This window comes from Streptomyces liangshanensis, assembly GCF_011694815.1.
Lineage (GTDB): Bacteria > Actinomycetota > Actinomycetes > Streptomycetales > Streptomycetaceae > Streptomyces > Streptomyces liangshanensis.
On sequence record NZ_CP050177.1, the window covers coordinates 2141175 to 2154112 of the forward strand.

Consider the following 12938-nt stretch of genomic DNA (forward strand, 5'->3'; position numbering starts at 1 on the left):
TCGTCAGATCTGCGGTCGTCCGTCGCGTTCGCGTGTGACGACTCCGTAAGACCCTAGCGGGGTCCTGCGTCGAACGCTGTACGGACTCAGATGCCGACCTTGATGCGCGAGAAGCGCTTCAGGGTGACACCGGCCTCGTCCAGGACCTTCTGGACCGACTTCTTGTTGTCCTTCGCGAACGCCTGCTCCAGGACGACGACGTCCTTGAAGAAGCCGTTGACGCGACCCTCGACGATCTTCGGCAGGGCGGCCTCGGGCTTGCCCTCCTCGCGGGAGGTGGCCTCGGCGACGCGGCGCTCGTTCTCGACGACGTCGGCGGGGACCTCGTCACGCGTGAGGTACTTCGGCGCGAAGGCGGCGATGTGCTGGGCCACGTCCTTGGCGGCCGTGGCGGCCGTCTCGTCCGAGGCGGAGCCCTTGTCCAGCTCGACCAGGACGCCCACCTGCGGCGGGAGGTCGGGCATGGTGCGGTGCATGTACGCGGCCACGTAACCGCCGGTGAACTGCGCGAAGCGGTCCAGGACGATCTTCTCGCCGAGGTTGGCGTTGGCCTCGTCGACGTACGCCTGGACGGTCTTGCCGGCCTCGATCTCGGAGGCGAGCAGGACACCCAGGTCGGCCGGGTTGGACGAGGCGACGAACGCGGCGAGCGTGTTGGCGACGGTGATGAACTTGTCGCTCTTGGCGACGAAGTCCGTCTCGCACTTCAGCTCGACGAGCACGCCGGACGTCTTGTCCTCGGAGATGAGGGAGACGACGGCGCCGTTCTCGGCCGAACGGCCTTCGCGCTTGGCGACGCCCTTCTGGCCCTTCACGCGGAGCAGCTCGACGGCCTTGTCCACGTTGCCGTCGGCCTCGTCCAGGGCCTTCTTGCAGTCCATCATGCCGGCGCCGGTGAGCTCGCGGAGCTTCTTGACGTCAGCGGCGGTGTAGTTCGCCATGTCTGTGAATCTCTCTCGGAAGTCGAAGATCTACGGGTGGACGGCGGGGAGCCGGCGCCGGGGTACGGCACCAGCTCCCGCAGTCAGCAACCGAACCGGTGAAGGTCAGGCCTGCTCGTTGTCCGCAGCCGGGGCGGCAGCCTCGGTCTCGGCCGGGGCGGCGGCCTCGTCGACCTGCTCGGCGTCGGCGACCTTCTCCGTCTCGGCGGAGGTCTGGACGTCGGCCTCGGCGGCGACGGCGGCGTCGTCGGCGGGCTTCTCGGCGTCGTCCTTCTTCTCGCCCTCGAGGAGGTCGCGCTCCCACTCGGCGAGGGGCTCGCCGACGGCCTTCTCGCCCGGCTTGGAGTCACCGGTGGCGACGCCGGAACGGGCGATGAGGCCCTCGGCGACGGCGTCGGCGATCACGCGGGTGAGCAGCGTGACGGAGCGGATCGCGTCGTCGTTGCCGGGGATCTTGTAGTCGACCTCGTCGGGGTCGCAGTTGGTGTCGAGGATCGCGACGACCGGGATGTGGAGCTTGCGCGCCTCACCGACCGCGATGTGCTCCTTCTTGGTGTCCACGATCCAGACGGCGCTGGGCACCTTCTGCATCTCGCGGATACCGCCGAGGGTCTTCTCCAGCTTGGCCTTCTCGCGGGAGAGGACGAGCAGCTCCTTCTTCGTGAGGCCCGAGGCCGCCACGTCGTCGAAGTCGATCTGCTCGAGCTCCTTGAGGCGCTGGAGACGCTTGTAGACGGTGGAGAAGTTGGTCAGCATGCCGCCGAGCCAGCGCTGGTTGACGTAGGGCATGCCCACGCGCGTCGCCTGCTCGGCGATCGCTTCCTGCGCCTGCTTCTTGGTGCCGACGAACATGACGGAGCCGCCGTGGGCGACCGTCTCCTTGACGAACTCGTAGGCGCGGTCGATGTACGACAGCGACTGGAGCAGGTCGATGATGTAGATGCCGTTGCGCTCCGTGAAGATGAATCGCTTCATCTTCGGGTTCCAACGACGGGTCTGGTGACCGAAGTGGACGCCGCTTTCCAGCAGCTCCCGCATCGTGACGACGGCCATGGCCGTACTCCTAGAGGCTCTCGGTTGTCGCACCCGCCGGACGGCGGATGCGCCTGACGCCCCGACGCGCTGTGCCACGGAGGACCGAGTAGCGCGGCCGGCGGCTCGAAGAGGCCGCTGGCGGGGCGTGCGAAGTCGACCCGGTGACCCGGATCGCCACATGAAGTGTACGGGACCCGCGCACCCCCGAGTGACGGCGATATCCACAACCGGGGCGCTGTCCACAGATCCGGGGTGTGATCGGCGGGGGTGGGGTGGTGGGGGCGAGCCTGTACGCATGCGCACCGCTCTCCTCCTGACCCTGACCCTGCTCACCCCCTCCCCGCTCACGCCCTCGGCCGCCCCCACCCCTGCCACCCCTCCCGCCGTCTGGCCCGTGACCCCGGCCTCGGTCGTACGGGCATGGGATCCGCCCGCCTCCCCGTACGGCCCCGGCCACCGGGGGATCGACCTGGCCGCGCCCCCGGGCACCCCGGTACGGGCCGCGGCGGCGGGGCGGGTGCTGTACGCGGGGCAGGTGGCGGGGCGCGGCGTCCTGTCGATCACGCTCACGAGCCCGCCCACGAAGCCGGGCGCCCCACCCCTCCGCATCACCTACGAACCGGTGGACGCCCTGGTCACCCGAGGCACGGAGGTCGAGGCGGGCGAGCTGGTGGCGAGGCGCTCACTGTCCGCGTCCCACTGCGCGACGGAGTGCCTGCACTGGGGCCTACGCAGCGGCGACACGTACCTGAACCCGGTGTCCCTACTCTCCCACTCCGAACTGACCCGCCCCCCACCCCGCCTACTCCCCACGCTCAGCGTCCCCCTCCCCAAGCAATGACAGCCTCACCAATCGTCCTCAATCGCCGGACGGGCTGGGGGGCCGGTGGGCCGCGCGGGTCACCGCTTTGTCCTCAATCGCCGGACGGGCTTGATGGTGCCCGCTGCGGGCGGGTTTCGATCCGCGGGCCGGTTGCCGGGGGTCGGGCAGGGGTCGTGTCCTGCACTGCATGTTTTACGTCGCGCGCAACCCCTCTCAAGCCCGTCCGGCGATTGAGGACATCCTTGACCCGCACGGGCAACGGACCGGAGCCAAAATCAGCCCGTCCGGCGATTGAGGACATCGGTGAGCCGCGCACGCGCACCGGGCCGACGCACAACCAAGCCCGTCCGGCGATTGAGGACGCGTGGGGCTGGGCCGACTACGGGTGGACGCCTCGTAGGACCATGGCCACCGTCGTTTCCGCGACCTCCGTCGGGGTTTCGGCGGCGCCCAGCTCGATACGACGGACCGCCGCGTCCACCATCCCCTGCACCAGCATCGCCGCCAACCGCGGCCTCTCGTGTCCCAGGTCCGCGAGCGCTTCGACGATCATCGCGATCAACCCCCCGTGCGCCGCCCGGATCTGTTCCCGCGCGCCCGCGTCCAGTTCGCTCGCCGAGATCGCGACCACCGCGCGGTGGTGGCGGTCGCCGACCAGCGCGAGCTGCGTCCGTACGTACGCCTCGACCTTCGCCTCCGGCGCCCCCACCCCCGCCATCGCCGCCTCGACCTCCGCCGCCCAGACCGGGAAGTCGACGGTGCACAGCTCCTCGACCACGGCCGCGCGCGAACGGAAGTACTCGTAGACCGACGACCTGGCGAGCCCCGTGCGCTCGGCGAGGGCCGGGAAGGTCAGCGCGTCCGTACCGCCTTCCGACAGAAGGGAGCGTGCGGCGTCCAGCAGGGCGCCTCGCTGCATCGTCCGGTGCTCGGCCACGGAGGCCGCTCGAATCCTGGGCACGGTTCCACTCTACGGATGCCGACGCGCCCCTCCCCCGTCAGCGGCCGACGTCGGCCAGCTTCGCCCGCAGTTGCAGCACGGACTTGGTGTGGATCTGGCTGACCCGGCTCTCCGTGACACCCAGGACGTTCCCGATCTCGGCGAGCGTGAGCCCCTCGTAGTAGTAGAGCGTGACCACCGTCTTCTCCCGGTCGGGGAGCGTGTTGATCGCGCGGGCGAGCAACCGCCGCAGCTCCCGCCCCTCGGCGACCTCCACCGGGTTGTCGGCGGCGGTGTCCTCCAGGGTGTCCATCAGGCTGAGCCGGTCGCCGCCCTCGCCGCCGACATGCAGCAGCTCCTCCAGCGCCACCACGTTCGCCAACGACAACTGGCTGAAAACGGCGTGCAGTTCCTCCAGCGCGATCCCCATCTCGGCGGCGACCTCGCTCTCGGAGGGCGTGCGGCGCAGCTGCGCCTCCAGGGTGGCGTAGGCGCGCTCGACGGCCCGTGCCTTCTGTCGTACGGAGCGGGGGATCCAGTCCAGGGCGCGGAGTTCGTCGATCATCGCGCCGCGGATGCGGGTGATCGCGTAGGTCTCGAACTTGATCGACCGCTCGATGTCGAACTTCTCGATCGCGTCGATCAGGCCGAAGACGCCGGAGGAGACGAAGTCGGCTTGCTCGACGTTGGACGGCAGCCCCACGCTCACCCGGCCCGCGACGTACTTCACCAGCGGTGAGTAGTGCAGGATCAACTGCTCCCGCAGCCGGCCGTCGCCCGTGGTCTTGTACGACCGCCACAGCTCGTCGAGAGACGTGGGCGCGGGGGGCCGCACGGCGCCCCGGGCAGCGGGGGGCGCCGCCGCGCGGTCAGACCCGGAGGTGTGCTGGGGCATGCGTTGCCTTGAGCCGTTCTGCTGTGACGTGCGGGGGGACATCTTTCTGGGCCGGAATCCAGGTGAGCGTAGCGTGACTGGGAAGTAGCGGTGCGCGAGGAACGGGCGACGCCGGCGCCGGCCCCTCGGGCGCCGCGAACAGATCGGGGAGCGGCGCCGCTCACACCTTTTCACCCGAATGCCCCAGGTCAAGTACCGCCTCGCCGCGCCGCGCCCGCCGGTGTCGGGCGCCGGGCCAACTGCCAGCCGTCGCCGTGCCGTTCGACGAAGCCCAACGAGTGGAGTTCGTAGAGCCTGCCGAGCGCCTCGTCGGTGGTCGTGCCGGCCCCCCGGGCGATCTCCCGTCCGTCGGCGGCCCCCTGGGCGGGCAGCGCCTCCAGCACCCGCGCGCTGTCGGGGTGCAGCAGGTCCCTGGGCACGACGGGGCCGCGCCGTTTCGGTGCGAGATCGCCGATGTCGCCGACGAGCTCGGCGACTTCGGCGGCGTCCGTGACCAGCACTCCTTCGCCGCGGAGCAGTTCGTGCACCCCGGCCGAGAGGCCGCTCGTGGCGGGCCCCGGGACGCCCATCGTGAAGCGGCCGAGCCGCTGCGCGCAGCGGGCGGTGACGAGCGATCCGCTGCGGTACTCCGCCTCCACGACGACGGTGCCCCGGGTGAGCGCGGCGATCACACGGTTGCGCAGGACGAACCTGCTGCGGGTGGGGTGGGCGCCGGGTGGCAATTCGCCGACGACCAGTCCCTGTTCGGCGATGCGTCCGATCAACTCGGCGTGACCCCGGGGGTAGACGACGTCGACGCCGCAGGCCAGGACGGCGACGGTCGCCCCGCCCGCCGACAGGGCGCCCCGGTGGGCCGCGCCGTCCACGCCGAACGCCGCGCCGGACGTGACGACCCAGCCGCGCTCGGCGAGTCCGGAGCCCAGCACGGCCGCCATATGTGCCCCGTACGGAGTACACGCCCGGGCGCCGACCAGGGCGACGGAGCGCAGCGACCAGAGCCGCAGATCCGGCCTTCCCCGCACCCAGAGCCCGACCGGCCGCCCCTCGCCGAGGTCGTCGAGCTGGCTGGGCCACTCCGGGTCGCCGGGGCAGACGAAGCGCCCGCCGAGCGCGTGCACGGCCGCGAGGTCCCGCTCGGGCCTGGCGGCGGCGGCCCGGGCCCGGCAGCCCGCCAGCCGTTGGTCGCCGACGCCCGTCAGCTCGTCGCGTCCGTCGTCCCCGGAGGTGAGGCGGGCGAGGAGCCCGACGGCCCCGAACTCCGCCAGCCACCTGCCCCCGTGCTCGTCCCCCGGCTCCAGCACCCGCGTGAGCGCCGCCCGCGCCAGCCGCTCGCGCGGCGTGACCCCGCCGCCCACCTCGTCGCCCGTCATACCGGCCCCCCGCCCGCGACCCGGGTGTCCGCGCCCGCCGACTCCCCCACGACCCCGGCGCCCCGGGCGATCCCGGTCCGCAGCTCCAGGGCCAGGTCGACGTCCCGCGCGTCGGGGCAGGCGTGCCCGGCCAGGTCCGCGACCGTCCAGGCCACCCGCAGCACCCGGTCCAGGCCCCGCGCCGTCAGCAGACCCCGCTCCAGGTCGCGCTCCGCCGTCTCCAGCGCTCCCGGCGCCACCGGCCAGCGGGTCCGCAGCTCGTGCCCCGGAACCTCGCTGTTGACGGCCCAGGGCGTGCCCGCCAGCCGCACCGCCGCCCGGGCCCTGGCCTCCCTGACCCGGGCGGCGACCACCGCCGTGGACTCCCCGCGCCCGCCCTGTCCCACCAGGTCGGCGCGGTGGACGGGCTGCACCTCGACCCGCAGGTCCACCCGGTCGAGCAGCGGGCCCGACAGCCGTGCCTGGTAGCGCCGGATCGCCGAGGGCGGGCAGTCGCACCCGGCCCCGTGGAGCGTGTGGCGCCCGCAGGGGCACGGGTTGGCGGCCAGGACCATCAGGAAGCGGGCGGGCAGCCGTACCACCCCCGCCGCGCGCGCCACCACCACATGGCCCGACTCCAGGGGCTGGCGCAGCGCGTCCAGGGCCCGCCCGGAGAATTCCGGGGCCTCGTCCAGGAAGAGGATGCCGCGGTGCGCCAACGACACCGCTCCCGGTCTCGGCATCCCGTTGCCGCCGCCCACCAGGGACTGCATCGTCGCCGAGTGGTGCGGCGCGCAGTAAGGGGCCGAACGGACGAGCGGTTCGCCGGGCGGCAGCATGCCCGCCACCGAGTGCACGGCCGTGACCTCCAGGGATTCCTGCTCGGTCAGGGGTGGCAGCACCCCGGCCAGCCGCTCCGCGAGCATCGTCTTGCCCGCGCCGGGCGGCCCGTGCAGCAGCAGGTGGTGCCCGCCCGCCGCGGCCACCTCCAGCGCCGTGCGCGCCGCGGTCTGGCCCGCCACGTCGGCCAGGTCGGGCCGGTGCCCGTCCCGCTCCCCCAGCCTCGAGGCCAGGCCCGTGCCGACCCCGGCGCCGGGCACCATCAGCCCCGCCAGGAGGGGGTCGGGGCGGCCCTCGCCCGTCTCGGCCGGTTCGTCGGGCACCGGCTCGTCGCTCAGGATCGCGATGAGCTGGCGCAGCGTCCGGACCCCCAGGACCGAGACGCCCGGGACCAGCGAGGCCTCCCCGGCGGTCCGCTCCGGGACGACCACCTGCCGGTACCCGGCCTCGGCCGCGGCGAGCACCGCGGGCAGCACCCCCCGCACCGGCCTGACGCGCCCGTCGAGCCCCAGCTCCCCGATGAGCACCAGGTCCGCGATGGCCCGGGGGTCGAGGCGCTCCGCCGCCCCGAGGATGGCGACGGCGACGGCCAGATCGAAGCCTGAACCGCTCTTGGGCACCGAGGCCGGGCTCAGCCCGACCGTGAGCTTCTTCTGCGGCCACTCGCCCCCGGAGTTGACCACGGCGGCCCGCACCCGGTCCCTGCTCTCGACGAGGCTCTTGTCCGGCAGCCCCACCAGGGTGAACGCCGCGACCCCGGGCTCCAGGTCCGCCTGCACCTCCACCACCACGCCCTCGACGCCCACCAGCGCCACCGAGCAGGCCCGCGCGAACCCCATCAGGCCACCCCCCGCGCGTGCTCGACCACGGCCGCGCCCCGCCGGGGCAGGACCACCCCGATCAGGTCGATGCGGACCCCACCGGGCGGCGGGCCGCCGCACCGCTCCAGCCAGCAGGCCGCCAGCCGTCTCAGCCGGTCCGCCTTGACCGGGGTGACCGCGGCCATCGGATGGACGAACGAATCCTCCCTGCGGGTCTTCACCTCGCAGACGACCAGCACCTCACCGCCCCCGGCGTCCTCGTCCCGGGCCACGATGTCGATCTCGCCCGTCCTGCCGCACCGCCAGTTCCTCGCCAGCACGGTCATCCCGGCCTCGGCCAGCCGCCGCACGGCCAGCTCCTCGCCGTAGCGTCCCAACGCCCCCGTCGCGTTCATCTCGGCACCACCTCCGGCACCGACTCTGCCGCGTCCGCCCGAAGCGAGTGGATCTTGGTGGACAACTCAGGCGTTGTGGAAAACTCGCTCACCCGTGCGAGTGACGCGAGCCGTACGACGAACGGGCGTGCCCCGGGGGATCAGCCCCGGGACACGCCCGCCTGTCGTCCGGTCGCGCGTTCCGTCACGCGCCGGTCATGCTCTTCAGCCTCCGGGCAGTTCGAGATCGCTCTTGTTCAGCTCCTCGATGTTCACGTCCTTGAACGTGAGCACCCGTACCTGCTTGACGAACCGGGCAGGTCTGTACATGTCCCAGACCCACGCGTCCGCCATCGTCACCTCGAAGAAGACCTCTCCCTGTACGGAATGCACCTGCATCTCGTAGTCATTGGTGAGGTAGAAGCGACGCTCGGTCTCGATCACATATTTGAACAGACCGACGACATCGCGGTACTCCCGGTAGAGCTTCAGCTCCATCTCGGTCTCGTACTTCTCGAGGTCCTCGGCGCTCATGGCAATGTTCCCCTTCAGCCGTACGTCCCCCTATTGTGCTCCGGTCCCCCGCGCCCCTAGACGATTTCGGGGGCGAGGACCACCGGTTCATCCGGGGGACCCTCGTCGAGCAGCGTGCGAAGCAGCTCGGCGAGCCTGGTCGGATACACCGTCTCACGTGCCGCCAGCAGTTCGGCGGAGGTCCACCACCTCAGCCCCGCGACACTGCGCCGCTCCAGCTCGGTCAGGCCGCCGGGGGCCGTCACGGTCTGCGTCGTACGCGCCAGGAAGTACCACTCGTCCTGGTCCCAGCGCCGCCCGTCGAACGGGAACGAGCACTGCCGGTGCCACAGCACGGGACCCAGCTCGACCTGTGTGATCCCTGTCTCTTCCACGAGCTCCCGCAGCGCGGCCTCCTCGCGGCTCTCGTCGCCCTCCAGGCCCCCGCCGGGCGTGAACCACCAGGTGTCGGCCGGATCGTCCGGCTCGTAGCCGTGCAGCAGCAGGATCCGGTCCTCCGGATCGAGCAGCACCACCCGGGCCACCTTCCGCAGCGGCCCCTCACCGAACCCGAACCCCGCGCCGGCCCCGGATCCGGACTCCAATCCAGACCCCAACCCCGACCCCGACCCGCCCTCAGACTCCGCCACGCGCCGTCACCCTTCCCCCCGGCCGCCCCGCCCCGCTCCGCGCCCGCCGCCGTTTCGCCCGCCGCTCCGCGACCGGCCCGTACGCCGCACCAAGCATGATCAACACAGCCCCGAGAACCACCGCGCCCACCAGCACCCGGACCGGTCCCGCCTGCGACACCCCGCCCGGCAGCGCCGCGAACCCCGCCGGCCGCCCCAGGAAGCCGGGCGACGGCCAGATGACGGCGTCCACCCGCGCGTCCACGGCCGAACGCGGCACCGAGCCCTGGCCGGGGTCCTCCAGGTGCACCCGCGAGTCCAGCGAGACGTTCCGCTGGTCGCCCAGCAGGAACAGCTGCCCCGCCGGCACGGTCGCGTCGAAGTCGGCGCCGGACGCCCGCCCGCCGGGCAACCCGGCCGCGTACGGCTCCGCGATCGGCCGGCCGTTGACCGTCAGCCGGCCGCCCGGGTCGCAGCAGGCGACCTTGTCGCCGCCGACCCCGACGACCCGCTTCACCATCGGCGAGTCACCCCACTGCTTGTCCCGGAAGACCACCACGTCCCCGCGCCGCACCGCGTCACCCGATATCCGCTGGGCGAGCACCCGGTCCCCGGCCCGCACCGTGGGGGACATGGAGTCGGTCGGCACCGTGTACGGCCGGTACTCCACGGCCCCCCACACGAACCCGCCGAGGAAGAGCGCACAGCCGACGGCCACGACCAGCCCCGACAGCACGCTGCCGAGGCGGCCGTGGCCGCCGTTCCCAGGTCCCGTACGTCCTGTTCCGCCCGTACGTCCCGTTCCGCTCACCCGAGCACCCCACCGTTCCGGAAATCGACGATCCGGGACGGCACCCTACCCGGCGGTACCGCCATCGACTCCGGTGCTGTCACCGGCTCCGGTGCTGTCACCGTCTCCAGCGCCACCGGCTCCCGCGCCGCCACCGGGCCCGGTGCTGTGCGCACCCGATCCGTCCACCGGGCGCGACGTGAGCCGCTTCCTGCGCCACAGCACCAGCGGCACCGCACCGGCGAGGCCGAGCGCACCCGGAGCCGCGAGCGACGCCACCGCGCCGGCCGCCTGCGCCGGACCGGCCTTGTCGAAGGTGTCGGGCACCGGCAGCGTCGCCAGCCGGTCGAGCGGCCACGCGACCACCACGGCCCGGCCGACCACGTCCTTGACCGGGACGAATCCCCGGTCGGCGTTGTCCATGTGGTAGCGCGAGTCCTGCGAGTTCTGGCGGTGGTCGCCCATCACCCAGAGCCGGTCCTTGGGCACCTTGAACGGGCCGAAGGGCTGGTCGTCGCACGGCGTGTTGCCGGCGAAGATGAAGCCCTTCTCGTCCAGCGGGTGCCCGTTGACGACCACCGGGCCGCCCTTCTTGCACTCCACCGTGTCGCCGCCGACCGCGATGACCCGCTTGATCAGGTCCTTCTCCTCCGCGGACGGCATCAGCCCGATGAAGCTCAGGAACTTCTGCGCGATGTTCGGGTCGGGGACGTCCGTCTCCGGCAGCCAGCCGCCCGGGTCGTGGAAGACGACCACCTCGCCGCGCTCCGGCTCCGACCCGAACCACGGGGTCAGCTTGTCCACCAGGACCCGGTCACCCCGCTGGAGGGTGTTCTGCATCGAGTCCGAGGGGATCGAGAACGCCTGGACCAGGAACGTCTTGATCACCAGCGCCAGGACCAACGCGATGACGATGAGGAGAGGCAGCTCCTTCCAGAAGGAACGCTGCTTCCTCTGCCCTTCGCCATCACCGTCCCCGGCACTGTCGACGTCGCCGTCCGAGGGACCGCTGCCCGCGGGACCACCGCCCAGGGGGTCACCGCCCGAGGGCCCGCCACCCAAGGGATCGCTGCCCGAGGGACCACCGCGCAAAGGATCTCTCCCGGGTTCTGTCGTGCTGTCCGTCGTCACGACCGCGGGCGACTCGGCAAGCTGCCCGTGTCCCTCCTCGGGATCATCGTGACCGGAACGTGCGCCGACCGCCACATCCCCCACATCCACTCCTCACTCCGTGCGATTCACTCCGTGCGGCCGCCTGCCCCGGAAGAGGGGCAGGCCCACCACTCCCATAACGAGCGGGAGTTCCGCAGGGCTCGGGAGCCGGACCAATCCATGTCGATCCCGCGGGAACACACTATTCGACTCACCTGTGGCCGACGGCGGCGCGGGACGCCGGTCCGGGACCTTGCTGAACGGCTCCGAGTCGCCCAGCCGCCGCCAGTGACCGATCGGCCAGGCGATGACCACGGCCCGCCCCACCACCTCGTCCTCCGAGACCGTGCCCTGGTCCTTCTCGTCGAGGTGGAAGCGGGAATCGGCCGAGTTCTCCCGGTGGTCGCCCATCACGAAGATACGCCCCGCGGGGACCTTCACCTCGAAGGGGATCTCCGAAGGGGCGTTGTCAGGATGGAGATACGGCTCCTCCAGGGGCACACCGTTGACGGTAATTTTGCGCGATGCGTCACAACACTTGACGGTGTCACCCCCGACCCCGATGACCCGCTTGATCAGATCCTGGTCGTCGGCGGACGGCAGCAGCCCGATGAAGGTCAGGCCTTCCTTGATCTGCTTGACGACGATCGGGGACGTGTCCGGTACGGGCTTCTCGTCCTGGAGCCAGTTCCCCGGGTCCTTGAAGACGACGACGTCGCCGCGCTCCGGCTGCCAGCCGAACCACGGGGTCAGCTTGTCCACCAGGACCCGGTCGCTGATCCTGATCGTCTGCTCCATCGACCCCGACGGGATCACGAAGGCCTGCACCAGGAACGTCTTGAGGACCAGCGCGATCAGCAGCGCCACCACGACGAGCACCGGGATCTCGGTCATGGCGGAGCGCCGCCTGCGGTTCTTGACCCGCCGGGCGAGCCTGCGCCGGTCGGCCCGCCCCGGCAGCGCCCGGCCCATGGTGGGCCGGCTGCCGGTCGGCAGCCGGGTGTCGTGCCCGTGGCTGGCGACGCGCCCGCGCTTACCCATGGCCATCGCCCCGCCTCCCCTGTCCCCCGCCGGGAGCCTGTACGGCACCGGCCGGGCTCCTCACCCCGTCGAAGACGTGCGTGGGTCTCAGCGCCGACCAGCGGCCCGGCGGAAAGGCGATCCACCTCACCCGTCCCACGACCCGCTCCACCGGCACCACGCCCCCGCCCGGCTCACCGAGGTGGTCCCGGGAGTCGCGGGAGTTGTCGCGGTGATCACCCATGACCCACAGCGTGTCCTCCGGGACGACGATGTCGAAGGGGACGCGGGACGGGGCGTCACCGGGATACACGTACGGTTCGTCCACCGCCCGGCCGTTCACCTCGATCCTGCCCCCTCGGTCGCAGCAGACCACGTGGTCGCCTCCCACCCCGATCACCCGCTTCACGAAGTCGGTCTCGGCCGGCTCGGCGAGCCCGACGGCGGCCGCGGCGCCGCGCAGGAGCCCCGTGACGGGATTCTCCCGGGGCGCCTCCTGGACGAAGGACCCCGTGCCGTCGAAGACGACGACGTCACCGCGGCGCGGTACGGACCCGGAACGGTACGCCAGCTTGTCGACCAGCACCCGGTCCCCGACCCGGAGGGTGGGTTCCATGGAGCCGCTCGGGATCAGGAAGGGCTGCGTCACGAAGTGGCTGACCAGCAGGACGACGGTGACACACACCACGGCGAGCACCACCGCCCCGCGCCAGGACCGGCGGGGGAAACGCGCGGAGCGCGACTCCTCCTCCGGCCCGGTGAGGGGCGGGGAGGAGGAGTCGCGCTCCGTGTGCTGTGCTTCGGTGTCCATCGGGG

Annotated in this window: 13 protein-coding genes and 1 pseudogene; 1 reads left to right on the forward strand and 13 read right to left on the reverse strand. The window is 72.1% G+C overall.

Annotated elements, in window-relative coordinates:
• Positions 1 to 86 precede the first annotated feature (86 nt).
• Positions 87 to 941 (reverse strand): translation elongation factor Ts, encoded by an 855-nt coding sequence (gene tsf / locus HA039_RS08980; RefSeq protein ID WP_167026424.1) that lies wholly within the window; start codon positions 939 to 941, stop codon positions 87 to 89.
• A 105-nt stretch (positions 942 to 1046) separates the two neighbouring features.
• Positions 1047 to 1994: a 30S ribosomal protein S2 gene (rpsB, locus tag HA039_RS08985; RefSeq protein WP_167026427.1), complete on the reverse strand. Its 948-nt coding sequence runs from the start codon at positions 1992 to 1994 to the stop codon at positions 1047 to 1049.
• A gap of 277 nt (positions 1995 to 2271) precedes the next feature.
• Between rpsB and HA039_RS08990 the strand changes: the two genes are divergently transcribed.
• The gene (locus HA039_RS08990; RefSeq protein WP_167026430.1) at positions 2272 to 2817 is read left to right on the forward strand and encodes a M23 family metallopeptidase; all 546 of its coding nucleotides are present in this window, start codon (positions 2272 to 2274) and stop codon (positions 2815 to 2817) included.
• Between the two features lie 361 nt (positions 2818 to 3178).
• Here the strand turns inward: HA039_RS08990 and HA039_RS08995 are convergent, their stop codons facing one another.
• From HA039_RS08995 to lepB (HA039_RS09045), 11 genes and pseudogenes are all read right to left on the reverse strand, one after another.
• Positions 3179 to 3736 carry a TetR/AcrR family transcriptional regulator gene (locus tag HA039_RS08995; RefSeq protein WP_167036457.1) on the reverse strand — a complete coding sequence of 186 codons (558 nt, stop codon included), beginning with the start codon at positions 3734 to 3736 and terminating at the stop codon, positions 3179 to 3181.
• 61 nt (positions 3737 to 3797) lie between these two features.
• Positions 3798 to 4634: an RNA polymerase sigma factor WhiG gene (whiG, locus tag HA039_RS09000; RefSeq protein WP_161310885.1), complete on the reverse strand. Its 837-nt coding sequence runs from the start codon at positions 4632 to 4634 to the stop codon at positions 3798 to 3800.
• 188 nt (positions 4635 to 4822) lie between these two features.
• Positions 4823 to 6004, reverse strand: a complete 1182-nt coding sequence (gene dprA / locus HA039_RS09005; protein WP_167026432.1) for a DNA-processing protein DprA — start codon at positions 6002 to 6004, stop codon at positions 4823 to 4825.
• Positions 6001 to 7662, reverse strand: coding sequence for a YifB family Mg chelatase-like AAA ATPase (locus HA039_RS09010; protein WP_167026434.1), 1662 nt, complete (start codon positions 7660 to 7662; stop codon positions 6001 to 6003). The genes dprA and HA039_RS09010 overlap by 4 nt, the downstream gene beginning before the upstream one ends.
• The gene (locus HA039_RS09015) at positions 7662 to 8039 is read right to left on the reverse strand and encodes a YraN family protein (protein WP_167026438.1); all 378 of its coding nucleotides are present in this window, start codon (positions 8037 to 8039) and stop codon (positions 7662 to 7664) included. The genes HA039_RS09010 and HA039_RS09015 overlap by 1 nt, the downstream gene beginning before the upstream one ends.
• A gap of 204 nt (positions 8040 to 8243) precedes the next feature.
• Positions 8244 to 8552, reverse strand: coding sequence for a DUF2469 domain-containing protein (locus HA039_RS09020; protein ID WP_014675276.1), 309 nt, complete (start codon positions 8550 to 8552; stop codon positions 8244 to 8246).
• Positions 8553 to 8608: 56 nt separating this feature from the next.
• Entirely contained in the window at positions 8609 to 9136 is a 528-nt protein-coding gene (locus HA039_RS09025) for an NUDIX hydrolase (protein WP_167026441.1), read from the reverse strand.
• A gap of 31 nt (positions 9137 to 9167) precedes the next feature.
• Complete coding sequence (gene lepB, locus HA039_RS09030) at positions 9168 to 9971, reverse strand: signal peptidase I (protein ID WP_167026444.1); 804 nt, start codon at positions 9969 to 9971, stop codon at positions 9168 to 9170.
• Between the two features lie 45 nt (positions 9972 to 10016).
• Positions 10017 to 11156 (reverse strand): signal peptidase I, encoded by a 1140-nt coding sequence (gene lepB, locus HA039_RS09035; RefSeq protein ID WP_167036460.1) that lies wholly within the window; start codon positions 11154 to 11156, stop codon positions 10017 to 10019.
• Positions 11125 to 12143 (reverse strand): annotated as a pseudogene (gene lepB, locus HA039_RS09040) (signal peptidase I). The gene lepB (HA039_RS09035) and the pseudogene lepB (HA039_RS09040) overlap by 32 nt, the downstream one beginning before the upstream one ends.
• A complete protein-coding gene (gene lepB, locus HA039_RS09045) occupies positions 12136 to 12933 on the reverse strand; it encodes a signal peptidase I (protein WP_167026447.1) in 798 nt (265 codons plus the stop codon). The pseudogene lepB (HA039_RS09040) and the gene lepB (HA039_RS09045) overlap by 8 nt, the downstream one beginning before the upstream one ends.
• Positions 12934 to 12938: the final 5 nt, after the last annotated feature.